At 58.3% G+C, this 23,245-nt stretch carries 27 protein-coding genes and 1 other RNA gene; 10 read left to right on the top strand and 18 right to left on the bottom strand.

Annotated elements, in window-relative coordinates; translation table 11 throughout:
• The first annotated feature begins 19 nt into the window (after positions 1–19).
• The 6 genes from B3797_RS02105 (at position 20) to B3797_RS02080 (ending at position 6,511) form a co-directional block, all read left to right on the top strand.
• Positions 20–796: a DUF4311 domain-containing protein gene (locus B3797_RS02105; RefSeq protein ID WP_311790253.1), complete on the top strand. Its 777-nt coding sequence runs from the start codon at positions 20–22 to the stop codon at positions 794–796.
• Between the two features lie 10 nt (positions 797–806).
• The gene (locus B3797_RS02100) at positions 807–1,448 is read left to right on the top strand and encodes a DUF4310 family protein (RefSeq protein WP_120454968.1); all 642 of its coding nucleotides are present in this window, start codon (positions 807–809) and stop codon (positions 1,446–1,448) included.
• Positions 1,449–1,493: 45 nt separating this feature from the next.
• A complete protein-coding gene (locus tag B3797_RS02095) occupies positions 1,494–2,627 on the top strand; it encodes an amidohydrolase/deacetylase family metallohydrolase (RefSeq protein ID WP_311790252.1) in 1,134 nt (377 codons plus the stop codon).
• The gene (locus tag B3797_RS02090) at positions 2,611–3,732 is read left to right on the top strand and encodes a DgaE family pyridoxal phosphate-dependent ammonia lyase (protein ID WP_311790251.1); all 1,122 of its coding nucleotides are present in this window, start codon (positions 2,611–2,613) and stop codon (positions 3,730–3,732) included. The genes B3797_RS02095 and B3797_RS02090 overlap by 17 nt, the downstream gene beginning before the upstream one ends.
• Positions 3,729–4,469 (top strand): 2-dehydro-3-deoxy-phosphogluconate aldolase, encoded by a 741-nt coding sequence (gene dagF / locus B3797_RS02085; RefSeq protein ID WP_311790250.1) that lies wholly within the window; start codon positions 3,729–3,731, stop codon positions 4,467–4,469. The genes B3797_RS02090 and dagF overlap by 4 nt, the downstream gene beginning before the upstream one ends.
• 131 nt (positions 4,470–4,600) lie before the next feature.
• Positions 4,601–6,511 (top strand): BglG family transcription antiterminator, encoded by a 1,911-nt coding sequence (locus tag B3797_RS02080; RefSeq protein ID WP_120454961.1) that lies wholly within the window; start codon positions 4,601–4,603, stop codon positions 6,509–6,511.
• Positions 6,512–6,553: 42 nt separating this feature from the next.
• Here the strand turns inward: B3797_RS02080 and B3797_RS02075 are convergent, their stop codons facing one another.
• Positions 6,554–7,453: a LysR family transcriptional regulator gene (locus tag B3797_RS02075; protein WP_120454959.1), complete on the bottom strand. Its 900-nt coding sequence runs from the start codon at positions 7,451–7,453 to the stop codon at positions 6,554–6,556.
• A gap of 130 nt (positions 7,454–7,583) precedes the next feature.
• On the opposite strand from B3797_RS02075, the gene B3797_RS02070 reads away from it, so the two are divergent.
• The gene (locus B3797_RS02070) at positions 7,584–8,288 is read left to right on the top strand and encodes a pirin family protein (protein WP_311790249.1); all 705 of its coding nucleotides are present in this window, start codon (positions 7,584–7,586) and stop codon (positions 8,286–8,288) included.
• A gap of 41 nt (positions 8,289–8,329) precedes the next feature.
• On the opposite strand, the gene dolP is transcribed toward B3797_RS02070, so the two are convergent.
• Genes dolP through B3797_RS02050 form a run of 4 tightly spaced genes read right to left on the bottom strand, consistent with a single transcriptional unit; the run spans position 8,330 to position 11,899 of the window.
• Positions 8,330–8,902 carry a division/outer membrane stress-associated lipid-binding lipoprotein gene (dolP, locus tag B3797_RS02065; protein ID WP_120454955.1) on the bottom strand — a complete coding sequence of 191 codons (573 nt, stop codon included), beginning with the start codon at positions 8,900–8,902 and terminating at the stop codon, positions 8,330–8,332.
• Positions 8,903–8,916: 14 nt separating this feature from the next.
• Entirely contained in the window at positions 8,917–9,504 is a 588-nt protein-coding gene (diaA, locus tag B3797_RS02060) for a DnaA initiator-associating protein DiaA (RefSeq protein WP_311790248.1), read from the bottom strand.
• A 14-nt stretch (positions 9,505–9,518) separates the two neighbouring features.
• Positions 9,519–9,914: a YraN family protein gene (locus B3797_RS02055; RefSeq protein WP_120454951.1), complete on the bottom strand. Its 396-nt coding sequence runs from the start codon at positions 9,912–9,914 to the stop codon at positions 9,519–9,521.
• Positions 9,872–11,899, bottom strand: coding sequence for a penicillin-binding protein activator (locus tag B3797_RS02050; RefSeq protein WP_311790247.1), 2,028 nt, complete (start codon positions 11,897–11,899; stop codon positions 9,872–9,874). The genes B3797_RS02055 and B3797_RS02050 overlap by 43 nt, the downstream gene beginning before the upstream one ends.
• A gap of 62 nt (positions 11,900–11,961) precedes the next feature.
• Here B3797_RS02050 and rsmI point away from each other — a divergent pair, with 62 nt between their 5' ends.
• Positions 11,962–12,825 carry a 16S rRNA (cytidine(1402)-2'-O)-methyltransferase gene (gene rsmI, locus B3797_RS02045; RefSeq protein WP_311790246.1) on the top strand — a complete coding sequence of 288 codons (864 nt, stop codon included), beginning with the start codon at positions 11,962–11,964 and terminating at the stop codon, positions 12,823–12,825.
• Between the two features lie 33 nt (positions 12,826–12,858).
• Positions 12,859–13,236, top strand: an RNA gene (rnpB, locus tag B3797_RS02040) — RNase P RNA component class A.
• A 595-nt stretch (positions 13,237–13,831) separates the two neighbouring features.
• Here rnpB and B3797_RS02035 read toward each other — a convergent pair.
• Together B3797_RS02035 and B3797_RS02030 are read right to left on the bottom strand one after the other, a co-directional pair.
• The gene (locus B3797_RS02035; protein ID WP_311790245.1) at positions 13,832–14,179 is read right to left on the bottom strand and encodes a DUF1493 family protein; all 348 of its coding nucleotides are present in this window, start codon (positions 14,177–14,179) and stop codon (positions 13,832–13,834) included.
• Positions 14,173–14,616 (bottom strand): STM2901 family protein, encoded by a 444-nt coding sequence (locus B3797_RS02030; RefSeq protein ID WP_311790244.1) that lies wholly within the window; start codon positions 14,614–14,616, stop codon positions 14,173–14,175. The genes B3797_RS02035 and B3797_RS02030 overlap by 7 nt, the downstream gene beginning before the upstream one ends.
• 387 nt (positions 14,617–15,003) lie before the next feature.
• On the opposite strand from B3797_RS02030, the gene B3797_RS02025 reads away from it, so the two are divergent.
• Entirely contained in the window at positions 15,004–16,407 is a 1,404-nt protein-coding gene (locus B3797_RS02025) for a PLP-dependent aminotransferase family protein (RefSeq protein WP_311790243.1), read from the top strand.
• Here the strand turns inward: B3797_RS02025 and B3797_RS02020 are convergent.
• The 11 genes from B3797_RS02020 to B3797_RS01970 all read right to left on the bottom strand — a co-directional run.
• Entirely contained in the window at positions 16,404–16,886 is a 483-nt protein-coding gene (locus B3797_RS02020) for a YlaC family protein (protein ID WP_120454943.1), read from the bottom strand. The two genes, B3797_RS02025 and B3797_RS02020, sit on opposite strands and share 4 nt — an antisense overlap.
• A gap of 129 nt (positions 16,887–17,015) precedes the next feature.
• Positions 17,016–17,990 carry a glutathione S-transferase family protein gene (locus tag B3797_RS02015; RefSeq protein ID WP_120454941.1) on the bottom strand — a complete coding sequence of 325 codons (975 nt, stop codon included), beginning with the start codon at positions 17,988–17,990 and terminating at the stop codon, positions 17,016–17,018.
• Between the two features lie 73 nt (positions 17,991–18,063).
• On the bottom strand, positions 18,064–18,477 hold the full coding sequence (locus B3797_RS02010) for a DoxX family protein (RefSeq protein WP_311790275.1): 414 nt from the start codon (positions 18,475–18,477) through the stop codon (positions 18,064–18,066).
• A gap of 209 nt (positions 18,478–18,686) precedes the next feature.
• On the bottom strand, positions 18,687–18,974 hold the full coding sequence (locus tag B3797_RS02005) for a YqjK-like family protein (RefSeq protein ID WP_311783730.1): 288 nt from the start codon (positions 18,972–18,974) through the stop codon (positions 18,687–18,689).
• Positions 18,971–19,369, bottom strand: a complete 399-nt coding sequence (locus B3797_RS02000; RefSeq protein ID WP_311783731.1) for a phage holin family protein — start codon at positions 19,367–19,369, stop codon at positions 18,971–18,973. The genes B3797_RS02005 and B3797_RS02000 overlap by 4 nt, the downstream gene beginning before the upstream one ends.
• Before the next feature lie 2 nt (positions 19,370–19,371).
• Positions 19,372–19,677 carry a DUF883 family protein gene (locus B3797_RS01995; protein WP_048784365.1) on the bottom strand — a complete coding sequence of 102 codons (306 nt, stop codon included), beginning with the start codon at positions 19,675–19,677 and terminating at the stop codon, positions 19,372–19,374.
• A 36-nt stretch (positions 19,678–19,713) separates the two neighbouring features.
• Positions 19,714–20,088, bottom strand: a complete 375-nt coding sequence (locus B3797_RS01990) for a DUF1090 domain-containing protein (protein ID WP_120454933.1) — start codon at positions 20,086–20,088, stop codon at positions 19,714–19,716.
• 178 nt (positions 20,089–20,266) lie between these two features.
• Positions 20,267–20,629 carry an EnvZ/OmpR regulon moderator MzrA gene (gene mzrA, locus B3797_RS01985; RefSeq protein WP_311783732.1) on the bottom strand — a complete coding sequence of 121 codons (363 nt, stop codon included), beginning with the start codon at positions 20,627–20,629 and terminating at the stop codon, positions 20,267–20,269.
• Positions 20,626–21,303 (bottom strand): DedA family protein, encoded by a 678-nt coding sequence (locus B3797_RS01980; RefSeq protein WP_311783733.1) that lies wholly within the window; start codon positions 21,301–21,303, stop codon positions 20,626–20,628. Before B3797_RS01980 ends, mzrA begins: the two co-directional genes overlap by 4 nt.
• A gap of 322 nt (positions 21,304–21,625) precedes the next feature.
• Complete coding sequence (exuR, locus tag B3797_RS01975; RefSeq protein WP_311783734.1) at positions 21,626–22,399, bottom strand: transcriptional regulator ExuR; 774 nt, start codon at positions 22,397–22,399, stop codon at positions 21,626–21,628.
• A 126-nt stretch (positions 22,400–22,525) separates the two neighbouring features.
• A partial coding sequence (locus B3797_RS01970; protein WP_311790242.1) for an MFS transporter occupies positions 22,526–23,245 on the bottom strand: 720 nt, incomplete at its 5' end.

Here is a 23,245-nt window from a genome sequence, read left to right as displayed (position 1 = left end):
ACAACAAAGGTAAAAAAACATGTTTTTAATTATTTTGTTTAAGTCGTTGATCATTGGGGGGCTGGTAGGTGTGGGCGTTGGCGCCGGTGCGGCGCGCATGTTCCACGCGCCGACGTCGCAGGGCATGGGCGCGTTCCGTACGCTGGGCGAGCTCAACTCCTGTGAGGGCGATCCCGCCTCGCATTTCTCCTTTGGTCTCGGCTTTTTCTTCAATGCCTGGGCATCTTCCGTCGCAGCAGGCTCCTTCACTCAGGACGTCGACCACCGCATCATTCCCAACTGGGGCGCGGCCGCGCTGATGGTTAAAAACCGCAACCTGGCCGAAACCCTGCATGACCCGAAAAAGATGGCCATCGCCTGCGGCATTATCGGCATGATCGTCGTGGCCTTCCTGAACTCCACCGCGTCGGCCGTCCCCGCCGCGCTGCAGGTGACCGCGGTAAAAGTGCTGGTGCCGGCAGCTAACCTGCTGGTTAACACCGTCATGCCGGTGATCTTCTGGCTGGCGGCGATCGACGCCGGAAAAAAATCGGGCTTCTGGGCGACGATTTTCGGCGGCCTGGCGCAGCTGATCATGGGCAACGCCGTACCGGGGCTGGTGCTTGGCATTCTGATCGGCAAAGGCGTCGAAGAGAGCGGCTGGAACAAAGTCACCAAAGTAATGATGGCGGCGATTGTGCTGCTGTTCGTGCTGAGCGGCTTCTTCCGCGGTTTTGATATGAAGCTGTTGCAGTCGTTCCAGTTAGGCATTCCCGGCTGGCTCGACATGATCCACAACTCTCTGAGCGGCAAGTAAGGCTAACGATATGACTGAAAATAAAGGCTTCTGGTACGCCGACTGGTCTTTCCCGATCTTCGTCGGCCTGCTCTCGGCGGGCGTATTCGCCGGTACGCATATGTATTACCTCTACGGCATCGGCGCGTTTAATGAAGTGGCGTTTGTTTCTATGCTGCGCGCCGGCATGGAAACCGGCGTCTATGGCGCAGTAGCGGCCTTCGGCGCGAGTTTTTTGTTTGCGCGCATCATCGAAGGCTCGCTGGTGGGCATCCTCGACATCGGCGGCGCCATCCAGACCGGCGTTGGCCTGGGCGTTCCGGCGCTGCTGCTCGGGGCGGGCATCGTCTTCCCGGTGGCGAATTTCGCCGCCTCGCTGGCGACGGGCCTGGTGATTGGCCTGGCTATCGGCTACATCATCATCCTGGCGCGCAAGTTCACCATTAACCAGAGCGACTCTACCTACGGCGCAGACGTCATGATGGGCGCAGGCAACGCCTCCGGCCGCTTTCTGGGGCCGCTGATCATCCTTTCCGCTATGGCAGCTTCGATTCCTATCGGGCTTGGCTCGCTGCTCGGCGCGCTGCTGTTTTACCTGTGGAACAAGCCGATCACCGGCGGCGCGATCCTGGGCGCCATGATCCTCGGCGCGATCTTTCCGATCGCTATCTGAAACTGGCGGCGGCTCGTCAGCGGGCCGCCGCGTTAAGGAGACGCTATGTTCGATCTGATTCTTCGTCGCGCAAGGCTGACGGATGAGCGGCTGGTGGATATCGCTCTTCAGGACGGGAAAATCGCCGTCGTCGCCGACAGCGTGCAGGGCGAAGCAAAAAGCGAGCGCGATCTGGCCGGGCGCTATTACGTCAGCGCAGGCTGGATCGATTCTCATGTGCACTGCTACCCCAAATCGCCCATCTATCATGACGAGGCGGACGCCATCGGCGTCGCCACCGGCGTCACCACGGTGATCGACGCAGGCAGCACCGGCGCAGACCATATTGATGATTTCTATACCATTACGCGTGCGGCCAGCACGCAGGTTTACGCGCTAATCAATATTGCGCGCACTGGCATCGTGACGCAGAACGAACTGGCGGATATGCGACAGATCGACGGCGACGCGGTGCAGAAAGCGGTCGAGCGACTGCCTGACTTTATCGTCGGCCTGAAGGCGCGCATGAGCAGCAGCGTGGTCGGCGAGAACGGCATTCAGCCGCTGATCAAAGCCAAAGCGATCCAGAAGCGGGTCGGGGATCTGCCGCTTATGGTGCATATCGGCAATAACCCGCCGGATCTGGCGGAGATCGCCGACCGGCTCACCGCAGGCGATATCATCACCCACTGCTTTAACGGCAAGCCCAACCGCGTGCTGACGCCGCAGGGGGAACTCAAGGCGTCGGTGCAAAAGGCTATCGCGCGCGGCGTGAAGATGGACGTTGGCCACGGCAGCGCCAGCTTCAGCTTTGAGGTGGCGCGCGTCGCCATCGCGCAGGGCATTCTGCCTGACACCATCAGCTCGGATATCTACTGCCGCAACCGTCTCAACGGCCCGGTGCATAACCTGGCGCACGTCATGTCGAAATTTTTCAGCGTCGGCATGACGCTGCCACAGGTGATCGACTGCGTTACCTGGAAAGCGGCGGATGGGCTGCATCTGACGCAAAAAGGGCGTCTGGAGGCGGGTTTTGACGCCGAACTCACCATTTTCAGCGTCACAGAAGCGCCCCGCCTGTTTGTTGATTCCGAAGGCGAACAGGTCACCGGGGAGAAACATCTTACGCCGCTGGCCGCCGTGGTGGCGGGCGAGTGGTTCCTGACAGAAGAAGGGAAAGCCAATGTCTTCGATCTATGAAAAATATGGCCTGAAGCCGGTTATCAACGCCTCGGGCCGCATGACGATCCTCGGCGTCTCTACGCCCTCGGCTGAGGTGGTCGATACCGTTCAGACCGGCCTCAGCCACTATTTTGAAATGAAAGATCTGGTCAACAAGACCGGCGCCTATATTGCCCGGCTGCTGAATGTCGAAAACGCGGTAGTGGTCTCCTGCGCCTCGGCGGGCATTGCGCAGTGCGTCGCGGCGGTCATCGTGAAAGAGAGCGACTGGCTGCTGGATAACCTGCACGCCGCGCCGCTTGAGGTGCCGCACGACATCGTGGTGCCGAAAGGCCATAACGTCAATTTTGGTGCGCCGGTCGGCAGCATGGTGGCGCTGGGCGGCGGCCGCCTGGTGGAAGCGGGCTACAGCAACGAGTGTTCGCCTGAGCAGCTGGCGGCGGCGATCACTCCACAAACCGCTGCGATCCTCTACGTTAAATCTCACCACTGCGTGCAAAAAAGTCATTTAAGCGTCGAGCAGGCGGCGGCGGTGGCGCGCAAGCATGGCGTCCCGCTGATCGTCGATGCGGCCGCCGAAGAGGATCTGCAGTGCTACTACCAGTACGGTGCCGATCTGGTGATCTACAGCGGCGCGAAGGCGATTGAAGGGCCGACCAGCGGGCTAGTGATCGGCCGACAGCAGTATGTTGAATGGGTGAAGCGGCAGAGCAACGGTATCGGCCGGGCGATGAAGGTGGGCAAGGAGGGGATCCTCGGCCTGACGCAGGCGATTGAAAACTATTTGCGGCTGGAAAAAGTGAGCGGCGCGCAGATGGTGGAGAAGATGACGCCCTTTATCGACCATCTCAACCAGCTGCGCGGCGTTAGCGCGCGCGTAGTCTGGGACGCGGCAGGGCGCGATATCGCCCGCGCCGAGATCAAATTCGACGAGGCGGCTATCGGTCAGCGTACTGGCGATATCGTTCAGGCGCTGAAGAACGGCGAGACCGCTATCTATTTTCGCGGCTACAAAGCCAATGAAGGCATTATCGAGGCGGATGTCCGCAGCGTCAGCGCTGAGCAGCTGCACACCATATTCACCTCGATTCAGGCGCTGTTGAACGGAGAAAAAACCGCATGAAGCTGACCCCAAATTTCTATCAGGATCGTCTGTGCCTTAACGTGCTGGCCGGATCGAAAGCAAACGCGCGCGCCATCTGGGAAGCGGCGGAAGGGCATGTGCTGGTAGGGGTGCTGTCGAAAAACTACAGCAGCAACGAGGCGGCTATCGCCGATATGCGCGAATATGCCGCGCTGATCGATAACGCGCTCTCGGTCGGACTTGGCGCGGGCGATCCGAACCAGTCAAAAATGGTGAGCGAGATTTCCGCCGTGTTGCAGCCGCAGCACGTTAACCAGGTATTCACCGGCGTCGGCGCCAGCCGCGCGCTGCTCGGCCAGTCGCAAACCGTGGTTAACGGGCTGATTTCGCCGACCGGCACGCCGGGTCTGGTAAAAATCTCTACCGGCCCGCTAAGCTCGCAGAGCAGCGACGCCCTGGTGCCGATCGACAGCGCCATCGCGCTGCTGAAGGATATGGGCGGCAGCTCGGTGAAATATTTCCCGATGGGCGGGCTGAAGGCGGTCGATGAGTATCGCGCCGTCGCCCAGGCGTGCGCGGCGCATGACTTCTGGCTGGAGCCGACCGGCGGCATCGATCTCGATAACGTCGAAGCGATCCTGACGATCGCGCTGGAGGCAGGCGTCAGTAAAATCATCCCGCACGTCTACAGCTCGATTATCGATCCCGCCAGCGGCGATACGCGGGTGGAAGATGTACGCCAGCTTCTGGCGATTTGCAAAAAACTGCTGCCGTAACGACCATCGCGCCGGCGCGCTTCACAGGGCGTCGGCGCTTGCCTGGACGTAACGCGCCGTTCGCTTTAGGCTGCTATTTTTCGACATGATGCCGCTGAATGCATGCCAGCGCCGTAACAGGTAGAACCGCTTTGAGATTTCCTAATCAACGCCTTGCACAGCTGTTTGACGCCCTGCAAAACGAAACGCTGCCTCAGGATGAGCTGGCGCGGCGCTTCGCCGTTTCAACGCGCACCGTACGCGCCGATATCAGCGCGCTCAACGCACTGCTGGAGGAGTATGGCGCGCAGTTCGTGCTCAGCCGCGGCGAGGGGTATCAGCTAAAAATCGAGGATGCGCAGCGTTTCCAGCGGCTGGAGCTGCAAAAACGCTCGCCGCTGCGCGTGCCGCGCACCTCCGCCGAGCGGGTGCGCTATATGCTGACGCGCTTTCTGACCGCCGCCTGGTCGCTCAAACTGGAGGATCTGGCGGATGAGTGGTTCGTCAGCCGCGCCACGCTGCAAAACGATATGACCGAGGTGCGCGAATGGCTGGCGCGCTATCACCTGAATATCGAAAGCAAACCTCATTACGGCATGAAGCTGTTCGGCAGCGAAGTGGCGATCCGTACCTGCTTAACCGATCTGCTGTGGCAGATCGATCAGGAACAGGCCGACAGCCCGCTTATCACCATCGAAGCGCTGCACAGCAACATTCTGGAGACGCTGCGCCCGCTGCTGCAGCAGTGCCTGTCGCGCCACAACGTTCGCCTCAGCGATGAGGGAGAGCGCTATCTGCGCCTTTACTGCGCCGTGGCGGTGCGGCGCATCAGCGAAGGGTATCCGCTCAGCGATCCCGGCGCGGAGGATGTCGGTCTCGACGTGCGCGAGGCGGCGCACGAGCTGATTAATCTGCTGCGGCCGCTGGTGGGCAAGCCGGTATCGCCGGCGGAAGAGGGGTGGCTGCGCGTCAATATCGCGGCGCGCCAGATGCAGGAGGTCGCGCCGAGCGCCATCAACGCCGATGACGCCGACGCGCTGGTGGACTATCTGCTCAGCTATATCAATACCCACTATAACTACAACCTGCAGGGCGACGAGCAGCTGCGCGCCGATCTGTTGACGCATATTAAAACCATGATCACTCGCGTGCGTTACCAGATCCATATCCCAAACCCGCTGCTGGGCAATATTAAGCAGCACTACCCTATGGCCTATGACGTCACGCTGTCGGCGGTCTCCAGCTGGGGCAAATATACGCCTTACGTTATCAGCGAAAACGAAATCGGCTTTCTGGTGCTGCATATCGGCGTCGGGCTGGAGCGCCACTACGACGTCGGTTACCAGCGCCACCCGCAGGTGCTGCTGGTGTGCGACAGCGGCAACTCGACGCTGCGGATGATTGAGGCAATGCTGCTGCGCAAGTATCCGCAGCTGCAGGTCACGGGGCGCCTGTCGCAGCGCGAATATGAGGAGCGCACGCGCATCGACGAAGATTTCGTTATCTCCACCACGCGCCTGAGCGAGAAGGATAAGCCGGTAGTGGTGATATCGCCGTTCCCCACCGGCTTTCAGCTGGAGCAGATCGGCAAGCTGGTGCTGGTGGATCGCACCCGGCCCTATATGCTGGAGAAGTTCTTCGACGCGCAGCACTTCCTGATTGTCGATAAGCCGATGACGCAGTCGCAGCTGTTTCGTCAGCTGTGCGATCGGCTGGAGGCGGAAGGCTTTGTTGACGCGAGCTTTTATCCCTCGGTCGAGGAGCGCGAGGCGATCGTCAGCACCATGCTGGGCGAAGGCATTGCGCTGCCGCACTCGCTCGGCCTGCTGGCGAAAAAGACCGTGGTTTACACGGTGCTGGCGCCGCAGGGTATTGCGTGGGGAGAGGATACCGCCTCGGTGATCTTTCTGCTGGCGATCAGCAAAAGCGAGTATGAAGAAGCGATGGCGATCTACGACCTGTTCGTGACTTTTTTACGCGAAAGGGCTGTAGCCCGGCTGCGCGACAGCAAAGATTTCGCTGAATTCAAGGCGGTGGCCATTGAGTGTCTGGGGCGGCTGTAAAATTAGGCTCCAGCCTGAGGGCCGACTGGAGCAGGAACGCGTTTAGCTTTTTTTCGCCAGCAGACGCGGGATTTCGCGCAGGCACCAGGCTTTGGCTTCGCCCATGCTGTCGCGTCGCCACGCCATAATAATATCCACTTCGCGGGTATATTCCGGGCTGACGACGCGCAGCCGACCTTCCGCGATATCCTTCTCCACCAGCGAATAGGGCATAGTGGCGACGCCAAGGCCCGCCAGCAGCGCGCGGCGTTTGTCGTCCATGCTGCTCACCGTCAGGCGCTGCTGTTTATCCAGCAGCTGCACCGTCAGAACCGGGCGCTCGCGCGCCGTATCGGCTACCGCGATGCCGCGATACTTCACGCGCGTCACTTCCGACTGCGGCTCCGGCTCGTTATGGATAGGGTGGTCGGCGCTGGCGACATAGACGCTCATCATGGTGTAGAGCTTACGGGTATTGATTTCGGTCGAGGCGCGGAAGTGCATATCGGGCGCGATAACGATATCCGCGCGGCCCTGCTCCAGCCGTTCCCACGCGCCCGCCAGCACCTCAGTCACCAGCGAAATCTGGGTATTGGCTTTTTCCGACAGCTTCTCCACCAGCGGAAAGAGCGCGTCGGTCGGCACCAGCGCCTCGGTAACGATAGTCAGATGCGTTTCCCAGCCGCGCGCCAGCGCTTCGGCGTCGGTAGTGAGCTTGTCCGCCGCCTCCAGCAGCACGCGTCCACGCTCCAGCAGCATGCGCCCGACGTTGGTGAATTTCGTCCGGTGGCCGGAGCGGTCGAACAGCACCACGTCCAGCTCCTCTTCCAGCTTTTGCATGGTGTAGCTGAGCGCCGATGGCACACGCCCCAGCTCATCCGCGGCCGCCGCAAAACTGCCGCGACGATCGATCGCATCCATCACGCGCAACGCTTCTAGGGTTAAGGCACGCTCTTTAGCCATCCGAACTCTCTTTCAGGAAATTTGAATATGCACGGCAGATTAACTGGCTAACAATACGGCGTCCAGCCTTTTACCATAATGGGTATCAGGTCTGCGGCCGCTCTCTGCCGCAGCGAGCTGGAGGTAAATTATGATAACGACGCGCAGCGCGTCCGCGTGCGGCCAGGCCGATTTCGGCTGGTTGCAGGCACGCTACAGTTTCTCTTTTGGTCACTATTTCGATCCCAAACTCATGGGCTATGCCTCGCTACGGGTGCTGAATCAGGAAGTGCTGGCGCCAGGGGCCGCCTTTCAGCCGCGCACCTATCCGCAGGTCGACGTGCTGAATATCGTGCTGCAGGGCGAGGCAGAGTACCGCGACAGCGAAGGCAACCATATCGTCGCGCGCGAGGGCGAAGCGCTGCTGCTCGCCACGCAGCAGGGCGTCAGCTACAGCGAAATCAACCTGCGCAAGGACCAGCCGCTGACGCGTATGCAGCTCTGGCTGGCGGCCTGTCCCGAGCGTGAAAACCCGACGCTGCAAAAGATTGCGCTGTCGGAGCGCGGCAAGCTGCAGCTGATCGCCTCGCCGGACGGCGCGGGCAACAGCCTGCAGCTGCGTCAGCAGGTGTGGGTTCATCAGCTGCTGCTGGCGCCAGGCGAAGAACAGTCGCTGACGCTGCGCGGGCCGCGCGCCTATCTGCAGTCGATTCACGGTTCGCTGGAGGCGGTGACTTCAGGCGAGCGGCAGGAGAAGCTGGGCTGCGGCGACGGGGCGTTTTTGCAGGAGGAGCAGCAGATTCGGCTGCGGGCGAAAACCGCGACGCGGGCGCTGGTGATTGATATACCGGTATAAAAAACGGGCGGCTCAGGCCGCCCGTTCTGTTTCTTTGCCTGTTACTTCAGCATGGTGAATGCGGTAGTGACGTGCTTCACGCCGCTGACCCGGCTGGCGATATCCGCCGCGGCTTTCGCCTCTTCCTGCGTCACCAGACCTAACAGGAACACTTCGCCGTTCTCGGTCGTCACCTTCACGTTCGACGATTTCACCTGATCGCTGCCTAACAGCTGCGAGCGGATTTTGGTGGTGATCCAGGTATCGGAGGACGAGGTGCCCAGGCTCACTTTCTGGCCGATGCGAATTTCGTTATAGACCTCGGTCGCGCCATCTACGCCCATGGCGATCTGCTTAGCGCGGCTGGCGATGTCCTGCGACGGCGCCTGGCCGGTCAGCAGCACTTTGCCCTGGTAAGCGGTGGCGATAATGCGCGCGTCGGTTTTAATCTGCTGATCTTTCGCCAGCGCGTTGCTGACGCGCAACTCCAGCGTGCCGTCATCTACCTGGGTGCCTACGGTGCGCGGATCGGTGGCGGTTTTGGTGGCGACGGCCGCGCCGCCGGCGACAACGGCGACGCAGCCCTGCAACAGCATGGCGGTTAACAGGATGGCGACAGCATTCAATGCTTTCATGTTTGCTCCTTCAGTCATTCCTGGTGTGGAAACAGGGTGTTATCAATCAGGTCGCACAGACAGTTCAGCGTCAGCATATGCATCTCATGGATGCGGGCGCTACGGTGCGACGGGATGCGAATTTCCACGTCGTGCGGGCCTAACAGGCCTGCCAGCTCGCCGCCGTCATAGCCGGTGAGCGCAACGATGGTCATATCACGGGTAACCGCGGCTTCTACCGCTTTGACGATATCTCGCGTGTTGCCGCGGGTGGAGATCGCCAACAGGACGTCGCCGGTCTGACCCAGCGCGCGCACCTGTTTGGCGTAGATTTCATCGTGCTGACGATCGTTGCCGATCGCCGTCAGCATCACGTTGTCCGCGCTGAGCGCCAGCGCAGGCAGGCTGGGACGCTCAGTCTCGAAGCGGTTAATCATGCTGGCGGCGAAATGCTGCGCGTTGGCGGCCGATGCGCCATTACCGCAGCTGAGAATTTTATTGCCGTTAAGCAGCGACTGCACCAGCGTCATCGCGGCGCGGGAAATGGCATCCGGCAGCGCTTCCGCGGCGGCAATCTGGGTTTGAATACTTTCAGTAAAACACGTTTTAATTCTGTCCTGCACACGACCACCTGGTTCTATACGTCTGCATTAAAGGCATTGGGCAGCCACTCCAGCGCCGTACCGGTAATGGCGATGATGTCGAAACGGCAATCCACCGTATCAAAACTGCCGCCGCGCTGCGACAGCCAAAGGGCGGCGGCGCGCAACAGCTTTTGCCGCTTGAGGCGGGTGACGCTGGCCAGCGCGCCGCCGTAGCGCGCATCGCGCCGGTAGCGCACCTCCACAAACACCCAGCATGCGCCGTCGCGCATGATGAGATCCAGCTCGCCGCCGCGATAAGTCACGTTGCTGGCGATCCAGCGCAACCCGGCGCGCTCTAAATAGCGCCGGGCGCGCTGTTCCTGTTCAGCGCCGAGGCGCCGCGAGGTCAGGAGGCGGGAACGATCGCGCCCTGACGGTACTGGCTCCATGACAACGCCCTGTTGATCACGCAATCCTGATTCGCGCTCAGCTTGCCGGTATTGCCGTCAATGGTGAAGCCCGGCGTCTGGCGCATCTGATTAAAACTGTTCGCCAGCGTCCAGGCGTCAATGCCCATTGCATAAAGGCGAACCAGCGAATAGTCGTTGTTAAACGACTGCGCTGCCCGCTGCATCAGCGCCGGATTACGACCTGAAAGCAGCGGAATATCGCTGAACTGCAGTCCTTCCATCTCCAGGCGGAAATCGGGGCCTGCGCCAGCCTGATAGCTGCGCGAGCTGGCGTAGAGCGATGCCGCGCTACGGCTGCCGGTGCGCATGGCGATCATCGGCTTGATCAGCTGCAGCTCATCCTGCGTTGAAACGATATAGACCGAATCGACGTTGCCGCCGCTGCTCGCCGCTGGCGGCGCGCTCTGCTGCTGCGGCGAGGGAATATTCAGCCCGGCGATAGCGACACCCTGCGGTTCAGCCGGCTGCGTAGTAACCGGCGTGCCGCTCAGCGTAATGCCCGCGCCGCTGTTGATGCCTTGCTTCAGCTCAGCAGTCGAGCCAAAGCGCTGTTGCAGCGGCGCACCGCCGCCCAGTTTCTGCCACTCCTGCGCAAAGGCGTTAACCACGCGATCGCCGAAGCTGCTGCGCGGCACCAGCAATAGCGGCTGGCGTTTGCCCTGATCCCACATATGGTGCGCGGCATCGCGCGCTTCGTCTTCAGGAGAAAGCGCAAAGTAACAAACATTCGGATGGTTCTGGATCTGCTCCGGCGCGTTAAGCGCCAGAACGTTAAGCGACGTCTGGCTGTTAGCGACCGCTTCAACGTTGCTTTTCAGCAGCGGACCGACCACGAGGGTGGCGCCGTCCTGCTGTGCCTGCTGCATCACCTGCTGAATCGGCTGGCTGCTGGTGTCATACACCTTGACCTGCGCAGTGCTGGAAGGGGCGCTTGCCGTCGGCTGCTGCGGCTGCGCAGCGGCGGGCTGCTGCGACTCGGCTGGCGTGATCGAGGCGGCTGCCGGGCTGACCACGGCGTTGGCTGCGCCGGTCGGCGCAGGCTGCGCGTCTGCGGCGGCAGGCTGAGCTGCGGTCGGCGCGGTCGGCTGCGGCGCAGCGTTCAGGGCGCCGTTTTTCGCATCGTTGAAGCCTTTCTCAATCGCGCTGGCGAAGACCTGCGCCTGACCGTTCAGCGGCAGCAGCAGCGCGATGGTGCTGGTAGAGGCTTTGGTAAAGTTCTGCGCCTGGCTTAACGGCGTCGGCAGGGTTTTAGCCGCCGGGTTTTGCGGATAGCGCGTCTGCCAGTCTTTAAGAGCGGACTTCAGCATCTCGCCGTCCTGCGCGTTGGCGCGCCAGACGTTAAGCAGATCCAGCCAGCCCTGCAGGGTATTTTCACTGGCGTTGATCACCAGGCTGCTGGCTTCCTGCGGCGTCATCTGCGTCAGCGCCTGCCAGGTGGCGTCGATGTTTTTCTGATGATCGTCGCCGGTCAGTAGCGGCTCCTGCGCAATATAGGCGCGCAGCAGCGCCAGCGAGGTTTTACCCTGCGCGGCGGCGATCTGCAGACCGTAGTAGCGCGCCTGCTGCTCTTTCGACAGGTCGTCGACTTTCACCTGATTCAGCAGCTGCGTCGCGCCCGGCACGTTCTGCTGGCTAAACAGGAACTGCGATTTAAGCAGCAGCAGTTCCTGCTGTTGCGTGTCGCTGAGGCGGCTCGGCAGCTGGTTAAGCTGCTGGCCAGCCTGTGGATACTTTCCTTCTTTCATCAGGGCACGGATGGCAAGTAATTGCCAGTCTGTCCTGCTATCATCGCTGCTTTGCTGCACTTGCTGCAGATAGTAATCAGACCCGCCGGTCACGGGTCCCTGAATATTAACGTTTGAGGTTTGCGGCCCCTGACCGCTACAGGCGGCTAAAATCAGCCCAGCAAGAAGGACAGGCACAAAGCGTCCTGCTTTATGACGAACGACTTTTGAAGGAAGCATACTGTATCCAGTGATGTTTTTTTCAAGATGCTCAATATTAAATCGGCAATTCGGATGAAACAATGAAACAACTCGATCGGGCAGAGATTTCTGCCAGCACGCTCTACATCGTTCCAACCCCGATTGGTAATTTGGGTGATATCACCCAGCGGGCGCTGACGGTGCTTTCGGGCGTCGATCTGGTCGCAGCGGAAGATACACGTCATACCGGAGTGTTGCTACAACATTTCGCCATCGCTGCGCGGCTCTTCGCACTTCACGACCACAATGAACAGCAGAAGGCCGAACTGCTGCTGGCGAAGCTGCAGGAAGGGCAGAGCATCGCGCTGGTCTCCGATGCCGGCACGCCGCTGATTAACGATCCGGGTTACCATCTGGTACGCCGCTGCCGCGAGGCGGGCATTCGCGTGGTGCCGCTGCCTGGCGCCTGCGCTGCCGTCACAGCATTAAGCGCCGCCGGGTTACCGTCCGATCGTTTCTGTTACGAAGGGTTTCTGCCTGCCAAAACCAAGGCGCGCTGCGACACGCTGCGCGCGCTGGCGCAGGAGCCGCGCACCCTTATTTTCTATGAGTCTACCCATCGTCTGCTCGACAGCCTGCAGGATATGGCGAGCGAGTTGGGTGCCGGGCGCTACGTGGTGCTGGCGCGCGAGCTGAGCAAGACCTGGGAGTCGATTCACGGCGCGCCGGTGGGTGAGCTGCTCGCCTGGGTCAAAGAGGATGAGAATCGCCGCAAAGGGGAGATGGTGCTGGTCGTCGAAGGGCATAAGCCGGACGAAGAGGCGCTGCCCGCCGAAGCGCTGCGCACGCTGGCGCTGCTGCAGAAAGAGCTGCCGCTGAAAAAGGCGGCGGCGCTGACCGCGGAAATCCACGGCGTGAAGAAAAATGCGCTCTATCGCTTTGCTCTCGATCAGCAAGAGACGTGACAATTGCAGTCGAATGGCCTATCATCCGGCGCCGAAGCTGACCAGACAGTCGCCGCTTTGTCGTCGTCCCTCTTGTAGGGAGACGGGCAGAGGGGAGGAAAGTCCGGGCTCCATAGGGCAGGGTGCCAGGTAACGCCTGGGGGGCGCAAGCCTACGACCAGTGCAACAGAGAGCAAACCGCCGATGGCCCATTTATGGGATCAGGTAAGGGTGAAAGGGTGCGGTAAGAGCGCACCGCGCGTCTGGCAACAGTTCGCGGCACGGTAAACTCCACCCGGAGCAAGGCCAAATAGGGGTTCGCATGGTACGGCCCGTACTGAACCCGGGTAGGCTGCTTGAGCCAGTGAGCGATTGCTGGCCTAGATGAATGACTGTCCACGACAGAACCCGGCTTATCGGTCAGTTTCGACTCTTCAGGTGAAAACCCCGCGCAAGCGGGGTTTTTGCTTTCTGGAGCAAGTTGCCGCCCACTTTGTGCCACGTTCGCCGCCGTTGAAAATGACAAAGCTGCCTGCTCAAATCACGAACATTTCGGCCCATAAGGGATATATCGCTGCGTATGAAATAATATTCGAAACGCATTGTGATAAATGCGCAACCTGTGACTTTAGGCGGCAAACAGCCTTCAACGTCTGCATCGGGAATGCGCATTTAGTTTTTAAAATACTTTTCCCGTTTTTTTCTCGCCCAGATAGGGTAGGCGGCTTTAACATCATTGTGAACAGACAAGTTATTTCTTCACAGATATAATCTCGGCTTTCTGACTCTGTTTTTTATCGGCCATTAACGCTTTTCAGTAATAGCTTGCTAAATGAGGGGGGGATCTGCCTGCATAGGTTTATTTCTGTATGGAATATAAATAAAGTGGTATTTGAGTATGTGACCTTTTTTCAAAAAATGGCGGCTAAAATTTTTATTAAGTTCTTCTTCAGCACTTTTTTAACAGAGGCAAGATTTTCGTATAAGGGGCGGGTGAGTGCCGCCACAAACATACTACATTTGACATTTAATCAAACAACCAATAACCCGCTTTAGCGGAGTCAATCAGCATCTGAATTGTTAGCGGCTTGGGAGACACCGACTGGATCTTCTGGGAATTTGGGCGAAGGAAGTTTGGTAGCATGCCTTTTTCGTAGGGCCAGTATGAAAGGAAATTGAAATTACTATAATCAACGTTAAATCGCTTGAAGTAGTCCTTCATAATTTCATCACCGGTCTCTCTGGACCAGGGATATTTCCCCGTATTTAAACTCGTCTCTGGCGTTAATACAGGTTTAGCTTTGGCAAATAGCGGTTTGCTGTTGTAGCTTCTTTCATACCATTCAGTAACGCATTTACCGATATCATTCACCATATGCGATCGCTCCCTCTTGCAATTCGGTTATAAGTGTTCAGAGCATTAAACCCTATTCGTAAAACATCATTCATTATAAAAATAACCCCAAGGATCGGTATCCAGCGGCCCGCAAAAGCGCCCAGGTTAGTCACATAGCTAAAACGTAAATGCCGAATACTTTGATTTGTTAGCGTAGGCCAGCGATTAACACGGAATTTTAACCAGCGCCGAAGGTTTTCACTAAGAATTGATGTTCCGGGCGTTGCTTGTACTGGCTTTCCCCTTGTGCTTTGCGTTGGTTGTCCCAGAATGATAAGAGCCAGTGCCGCTATATCATCCGTACCAAGCTGCTTTTGAGCCTCCTCAAGAAAAACAAAGAAGAACAATTCACCGGCGGTGAGGTTGGGTAGTCCCTTGAAAAAGTATGTTCCATTAAATTCTTCAGTTGTGTCCATTTGCAAGACTCCCTGTGTTAAGCAATTTTATCCTAACGTCTGTTTTTCACTCAGTCTACACTCAGTCCATGTTGCTAGTACTACTCCGACAGTAGCTCTAACGTCAGGTAAAAAAGGGACATTAAAAAGGCCCTGGTCGGGATGAAAGAAAAGTAGGATTTGGATAATATTTTTATATTTATTTGATTATTATAAACATTTGCCTGTTCAGGCTATCTTATCGGTCAGTTTCGACTTTTCAGGTGAAAACCCCGCGCAAGCGGGGTTTTTGCTTTCTGGAGTAAGCTGCCGCCCGCGTTTGCGCCACGTTCGCCGCCGTTGGGGCTTCCCCGTTGCCTCACGACCTCGCCATGTTAAACTGCGCAGCGGCAACGAAAGGAGCAGCCCGTGGCGAAATACCAGCAACTGACGGATGAGATTCAGCAGCAGATCGAGGCGGGTATCTGGCTGCCAGGCACGAAGCTGCCGTCGCTTCGTCAGCAGGTGGCGCAGCATGGGCTAAGCCTGATGACGGTGATGCACGCCTACGAGGTGCTGGAAAGCCAGGGCTGGATCGTCTCGCGTCCGCAGTCCGGCTACTACGTCGCGCCGCGCGCGCTGCAAACCGCGCCGGCGCAGGTGGCGCTCAGCGAGCAGGTCGATATTAACGATTTTGTCTTCGACGTGCTGCAAGCGATCCGCGATCCGGATATCGTGCCTTTTGGCTCCGCCTTCCCCGACCCCGAACTCTTTCCTCAGCGTCAGCTGATGCGCTCGCTGACCAACGTCTCACATCAGCTGACGCCGCTCGACGCGCTCAATAATCTTCCACCCGGCAACGCGGCGCTGCGGCAGATGCTGGCGCAGCGCTATGCGCGACAGGGCATTACGCTGTCGCCAGATGAAATCGTGATTACCAACGGCGCGCTGGAAGCGCTCAATCTCAGCCTGCAGGCGCTTACCGAACCAGGCGACTATGTGGTTATCGAGCAGCCGACCTTTTATGGCGCGCTGCAGGCGATCGAGCGCCTGAAGCTGAAAGCGCTGGCGGTGCCGAGCGACGCGCAGCAGGGCATTGATATGCAGCAGCTGGAAGAGACGCTGCAGCGCTGGCCGGTGAAAGCGTGCTGGCTGATGACCACGCTGCAAAATCCGCTTGGCGTTACCCTTTCGCCCGCGCGCAAGGCGCAGCTGGTGGCGCTGCTGGCACGCTATCAGGTTCCGCTGATAGAAGACGATGTCTACGCCGAACTCTGGACAGGCGATGAACCGCCGCATCCGGCGAAATACTGGGATCGCGGCGGCGACGTGCTGCACTGCGGCTCCTTTTCCAAATGTCTGGTCGCCGGGTTCCGCGTCGGCTGGGTCGCGGCGGGACAGCACGCGCAGCGCATCCAGCGCCTGCAGCTGATGAGCACGCTCTCTACCAGCGCGCCGATGCAGCTGGCGCTGGCAGATTTTCTCGCTACGCGCCGCTACGATAGCCATTTGAAAAAACTGCGGCAGACGCTGGCGCGGCGTAAAGAGTGGGTGCGTCAGGCGCTGCGCCGCGTGCTGCCGGACGGCGCCAGCGTGAGCGATTCGCCGGGCGGCTTCTTTTTGTGGGTAACGCTGCCGCGCGGCTATGATACGACACAGCTTTATCAGCAGGCATTACAGCAGGGGATCAGCATCGCGCCGGGGCGGCTGTTTTCAGCGGGCGAGGAGTTTACCCACTGTTTTCGCATTAACGCCGCCTGGCCGTGGGATACACGCGCCGAAGCGGCGGTCGAGACGCTGGGAAGGCTGATTGCCGAACAGCGTAAGGTTTAAACCTGCGCTGCCTGCTGGTGGCCCCAGGTCAGATAGTAGATGTCATAGAAATCGACTTCGCCTTTCTGCTGTAGCAGACGATGAATGCCACTTTTCACCTGCTCCGGCGCATCCGGCAGATTCAAAATCTTCTTCACGCCGCCTTCAGAAACCGGCTGCACGTAGTACCACTCGCCGTTATAGCAGACGCGCAGATCCAGCGCGTCGATATCCTCGAAGCGATATTTCGGGTTGATATCCAGCAGCATCAGAAAGCTCATTACCAGTACGAAAATGGTAGCGAACCAGAAGGCGGGCCAGCCCAGCATTTCGGTAGAAAAAATCAGCGCCACGCACAGGGCATAGCAGAGATACATGACTGCCCAAAGCCCGGGATGGGTTTTCAGAAAAGAGAAGCTAAAACGCGGCCGGTTGTCACGGCGCTCCTCACGATTAAGCGTAGCGATCTCATCAATTAAAATTTGTTTAATGGCGTCCATTGTTCACCTCACCGTCACTTTTCTGCTCAGTAGAACAGATAACAGTGAGCCGGAGGAGACACAGAAACGCGCAGAATTTTTATAACAGTTCAGACGCGCGCCGTTCCAATGAGAGGACGGCGCGAACGATTAACCGCGGCCGTGTGGCTCATCCCAGTCAAACGCCGGACCCAGCGAAATAACGCCGTTCGGGTTGATGGTTTTATGGCTGACGTAATAGTGATGGCGGATATGGGGCAGATTCACGGTATCGGCGATGCCCGGCATCTGGTAGATATCGCGCAGAAAGCCGCTCAGGTTGAGGTAGTCGCCGATGCGATGACGGTCGCACTTAAAGTGGGTGACGTAAACCGGATCGAAACGCACCAGCGTAGTCCAGAGGCGCAGATCCGCTTCGGTCAGCTGATCGCCGGTCAGGTAGCGGTGCTGTCCCAGAATCTGCTCCAGCCGCGACAGCGAGTGAAACAGCGCCGTCACCGACTCGTCATAGGCCGCCTGCGAAGTCGCGAAGCCCGACTTGTAGACGCCGTTGTTAACCGTGTCGTAAATCCAGCCGTTCAGCTCGTCTATCTTCTCGCGCAGGGCAGGCGGATAGTAATCGCCCGCGCGGGCGCCAACGGCGTCAAAAGCGCTGTTGAACATGCGGATGATATCCGCCGATTCGTTGCTGACGATGGTGCCCTGCTGCTTATCCCACAGAACTGGTACGGTAACGCGTCCGGTGTAGTGAGGATCGGCATGCAGATAGAGCTGATAGAGAAATTCATTCTGATAGAGCTTGTCGCCGGTGGCGTCGGGAAAATCGTCGTCGAATGTCCAGCCGTTTTCCAGCATCAAAGGATGCACCACGGAGACGTCGATCATCGACTCCAGCCCTTTCAGCTTACGCATCAGCAGTGTGCGGTGCGCCCAGGGGCAGGCGAGAGAAACATACAGATGATAGCGATCGCGTTCAGCTTTAAAGCCCGCCTCGCCCGTGGGGCCGGCGCTGCCATCCGCCGTTACCCAGTTGCGCCAGACTGCTTCAGTACGCTTGAAGCGTCCGCCGGTTGATTTGGTATCGTACCATGTGTCGTGCCAGACACCTTCGATCAGTTGGCCCATATCGCCTCCAGTGCAAACAGGGCGAGGAGTCTCCTCGCCCTGCTAAGTATATGCGGCATTACGCAAGATGTGCTTAGCGAAGTACGCCCACCGGCTGCGCTTTTTTACGCAGCAGACGGTCAAGGCTGTACGCGCCCGGACCCACCAGGCCCAGCACCAGGAAACCGCCCGCGATAGAGAGGTTTTTCATAAACATTATCTGATTAACGCCTTCCGCGAAGTTGCTGTGGAAGAGGAACGCCGTCAGGATGGTGAAAGCCGCGGTAAAGAGCGCGGTAAAGCGGGTCAGGAAGCCGAACAGAATCGCCAGGCCGCCGCCGAACTCCAGCAGAATAACCAGCGGCAGGAAGAAGGCGGGTACGCCCATCGCTTCCATATACTGCTGCGTGCCCGCATAGCCAGTGATCTTGCCCCAGCCGGCAGTGATAAACAGGATCGGCATTAAAATGCGCGCCAGCAGCAGGCCAGTATCTTCGAATTTTTTCATCATTTACTCCAGGCTAATTTTACGGCAGGACAGCAGCGCCTGCGTTATGTAGTTCCCAGCATAAGGCGCTTTAGTCGTTTGCTGAGCTGATAGCTGGAGATAATAGTCGCGGAGTGAAAAGGTTGTAAGCGAGATATTCTGTAGGTGTTGTTCAGGAAATCTGATAAAGAAAAGCCGGCGTTTTCGCACCGGCTACAGAGAGAGAAAAATTAGCGCTGCGGCAGGGCCGCTTTCAGCATGCGCCAGGTGCTCCAGACGCCAAATCCGCGCTTGAGCAGGCGCATAAATTTATTCGGGCTGCGCACCGACCAGATAGCCAGCGCGCTGCTGCCGATAGCCAGATAGCGCCGCATGCTGAGGAACGTCAGCCAGCCGCGGTCATACTGCGCGGTGCTTTGCAGAAAATCACGGCGGCTTGCGCTCAGGTCGAGCCGCTGCTGTTGTATATCGCTCAACAGCGCATGGATGCGCGCTTCACGTTCCTGTTTGCTGCTCATGCGCGGTTATCCTCCAGCAGCTGACGATCGGTCTCCAGCTCTTTGCGCGTATGGTGCAATAGTGTGGACTGACGCGATTTGCGCAGGCTCCACAGGCCGAAAATAATCGCCAGAAGAAAGAGTACGCCGGTCGTAATGCCGATCGCCATCAGGCGATACTGCGCGTCGACGGCCCAGATAATCAACACCATCAGGCTCATCAGTCCGAAGGCGGTAAACAACATAGTCAGACCAACCATCAGCAGCAGCTGAATCAGGTTGGCCTTTTCCGCTTCCAGCTCGACCACCGCCAGACGTACACGGGTCTCGACCATGCTGACCAGCGTAGTGACGATGCGCTGACCGATGTTGATGACCCCTTTGCCGGGGCCGTGGCTCTGCTGAGAATCCGCCATAATTAACGCCGTGAAATCAGGATGCCGATCGCCACGCCAATTGCCGCACCGATACCAACGCCATGCCAGGGGTTTTCACGCACGTAGCCGTCTGCTTTCTGCGCGGCTTCACGCGTGGTTTGCGCCAGATATTCGCCAGAATCGCCCAGCTTCTCGCGTGAGCTGTCGAGCGCTACGCGCGCTTTCTGACGCAGCTTATCCAGTTCGCCTTTAGACTTATCCGTGGTGCTGCTCAGCACCTCTTCCAGCGTATCCGCCAGATTTTTTAACTCAGCACGCAAATGTTCTGATGAAGTGTCTTTTGACATGTAATGTTCCTTTTAGCTTCAGTGATTGAGTCCGGATTAATAAGGCTCCGCCTGTAACTTTTTCAAATCCTGGCGGGCTTCTTCCAATTTATGTTCACGTCTGGCAATTTTTTCCCTGTCGTCGCCCTCCTGACGCTCTTCTTTTAGCTCGCGTTCGCGCTCTGCGACTTTTTCTCGCTGCGCCTTGATGCGCGCCTGATGAGAGGCTTTCAGTTTATTGTCGCTACAGCTGGCGCGTACTTCGGTTAAGGCGCGCTCCAGTCCATTGACGCGACGCTGATTGTTATGCTGTTTCGCCATCGCAATTTCATGCTGAATGTCCTGCTCTTTCTGCTGACACAGCGATTCCGCCGCCATCAGCGAACCCGAGAGAGAAAACAGCGCGAGGCCAAGAAGTAATTGATGTTTCATCAGGCTTGTTACCTTCCATTGTTACTGACCTGCCGTGACCAGACAGCGTCATCTCCTGGCGTGTCAGATAGCTGAGCCATCCACTAAGCATAGACAGCGCCTGTAAAAAGTTCAAAAAAGACGGGGGGATACAGATTATTCTGTTGCCGTCCTGCCAGCGCAGGACGGCAACGGTAGGTCAGGAAATATTCAGCATGGTTGAGGAGGCGGAAGCCGAATCGGGGTGCCTGGCGACGACAAAGCCGTCCGGCAGCAAACGACGCAGCACTTTTTGTGCGGCAAGGCTCTGCTCTTCGTTTTCGAAATGAATAATCAGTGCATCACCTGAAGGGGTAATGCTTTTGATGCGAATGCCCTGCGCCGTCAGCTGTTGATAGAGATAAAACCCGTCAGGCAGCGGGCCGCCCGCGTGGGATACGCGGATCTGCACCACGCTTTCATGCTGCAGCAGCATCGGCGTCAGGCCGATGGTCAGCAGCAGCAGCGCGGCGATCGCCAGCCAGGGCAGCATGCGGCGGGGAATGGGGCGGTGAATTTTCATGACTCGCCCTTACCATTCTGATTCGCCTGGCGCTTGCGCCACAGCACCACCAGCGAGCCAACCAGGCCGACAATCAGCAGCACCAGCGGCAGCAGCATCAGGCAGAACATCATTTCATCTTCATAGCGACGGAAGATTGGCGTTTTGCCCAGCGCAAAGCCGAGTACGGTAAGGATGACTACCCAGAGCAGCGCGCTGACCCAGTTAAAAAACTGAAAGCGGGCGTTATCCAGGCCGGAAAGACCGGCAATGGTCGGCAACAGGGTGCGCACGAAGGCGATAAAGCGGCCAATCAGCAGTGCTGACAGGCCGTGGCGATGAAACAGGCTGTGCGCGCGAGCGTGATACTGGGCGGGAAGGTGAGAGAGCCACTTCTGTACCGTCGGCGTATTGCCGAGCCAGCGGCCCTGAATATAGCTGACCCAGCAGCCGAGGCTGGCGCCGGTCGTCAGCACCAGAATCGTCAGCGGGAAGCTCATGGTGCCTTTGGCGATCAGCACGCCTACCAGAATCAACAGGCTATCGCCCGGCAAAAATGCGGCGGGCAACAGGCCATTCTCCAGAAAGAGGATCATGAACAGCACGCCGTAAATGGCCCATACCAGCGTCGGATCGGAAAGGGTTTCGTAATCCTGTTGCCACAAGGCCTGCAGCAACGCATGCAAAATATCCATCAATCATTCCTGAACATCATTGTTTAACGCGTCTCAAAGGACATAAGCGCAGACCGGCGTTTGGTTATCTGTTTTAGGAGCACAGTCTGGGCAGAGTTTTCCGGATCCTTCCAGAACAGATTGTTTAACCAGCGAATTTTTAAACCCTGTCGCAAAGGGTAAAAAAGGGGCGCTAACTGTAACAAAAACTACAGGGCTGAGACAGGGGGATGTGTCTGTCGCACAGGAGTTTTACCTTTTGACAAGGCCCGTCAAAAGGAGCTTTACACGACCTGACACTATTGCAGATTAACTGACTTTCCTGCGCGAAAACGCAGCAGAATCAATGTGAATGGCTAGAACCATCCGGCAGGATGACGGGATTCTCGGCAAACATATAACGATCCACATTAAATTCAAAATCATCGGCGGTCGCGTTGAACAGCATCTGTTTAGTATTTTCCAGATGTTGCCACATCGCCAGTTTACTGGCGGCGGGATCTTTGCGCATCAGCGCCTTGAGGATCTGATCGTGGTCGTCACACCAGCTGAGAATGCTGCGCTGGTCGATATGCTCGTGGAGCTTAAGCCAGTAGGGGTTGTGCAGGCGATGCAGCCACATCTTTTCGACAATGGCCGCCAGCGCGCTGTTTTGGGTGGATTGCGCAATGCGCACGTGAAACTGCATGTCCCACTGAGAGTCGCGGAAGTGATCTTCCTGACGCGCTTTTTCCTGAATCGCCATCAGCTCGATAATGTCCTGGCGCGTCACCTGCGTCGCCGCGAACTCGGCGACGTTGCTCTCAATCAGCTGGCGCGCCTGCAGCAGCTCGAAGGGGCCAAAGGTGGCGAATTCGAGCTGGCTTGAGGTCATCACGCGGTTTTGCTGCTGGCTGGCTATAACGTGAATACCGGAACCTTTGCGCACCTCGACGTAGCCTTCCACCTCCAGCATGATAATCGCTTCGCGCACCACTGTGCGGCTGACGTTCATCTCTTCTGCGATCAGGCGTTCGGCGGGCAGCTTATCGCCTACAGGATAAATGCCTGTTTCGATACGGCTTTTCAGATCGCTGGCGAGCTGTTGGTAAAGTCGACGAGGTTCGGTCAGTTCCATAGCGTATTCCCGTGTCGCAAATAAAGTTGTTATACCACTTTGCGGCCGCTAAATAAAAGGTCCCGCGCCATTATGACGCGGGACGCTTGTTTTCCCGCCTGGCGGGCGGGTCAGCAACTGGCAGCCTCAGCCGCGTACGGTTGCTCCCTGCGGCGGCACCACCTCGTTCTCCAGCTCAGAGACAGGCTTATTGCGCAATACCGTCCAGATCACCACGGCGCCTAACAGATCGAACACCGCCAGCGCGGCGAACAGCGGGCTGAAGCCCAGCGTATCGGCCAGCGCGCCGACCACCAGCGCAAACATAGTGCTGGCTGTCCATGCCGCCATGCCGGTCAGACCGTTGGCGGTAGCGACTTCGTTACGGCCGAAGACGTCGGAAGAGAGCGTAATCAGCGCGCCGGAGAGCGCCTGATGGGCAAAGCCGCCGACGCAGAGCAGCGCGATAGCGACATAGGGGCTGGTGAAGAGGCCGATAGTGCCGGGGCCAATCATCAGCACCGCGCCCATGGTCACCACCAGCTTGCGCGAAACGATCAGGTTAACGCCGAACCAGCGCTGAAACAGCGGCGGCAGATAACCGCCAAGGATGCAGCCGAGATCGGCGAACAGCATCGGCATCCAGGCGAACAGCGCAATCTCTTTCAGGTTGAAGCCATACACCTTGAACATAAACAGCGGGATCCAGGCGTTAAAGGTGCCCCAGGCGGGTTCCGCCAGGAAGCGCGGCAGCGCGATGCCCCAGAACTGGCGGTTGCGCAGGATCTGACGAGCCGACATTTTTTTGGTGTTGCCGGTCTGATGCTGCGCTTCCTGGCCGGAAATAATGTACTGACGCTCTTCGTC

Origin of the sequence: Pantoea sp. UBA5923, assembly GCF_002431095.1 — a bacterium.
Taxonomy (GTDB): Bacteria; Pseudomonadota; Gammaproteobacteria; order Enterobacterales; family Enterobacteriaceae; genus Pantoea; species Pantoea piersonii.
The sequence above is the reverse complement of the archived record's forward strand: the minus strand, read 5'-3'. Positions and strand labels throughout refer to the sequence as shown.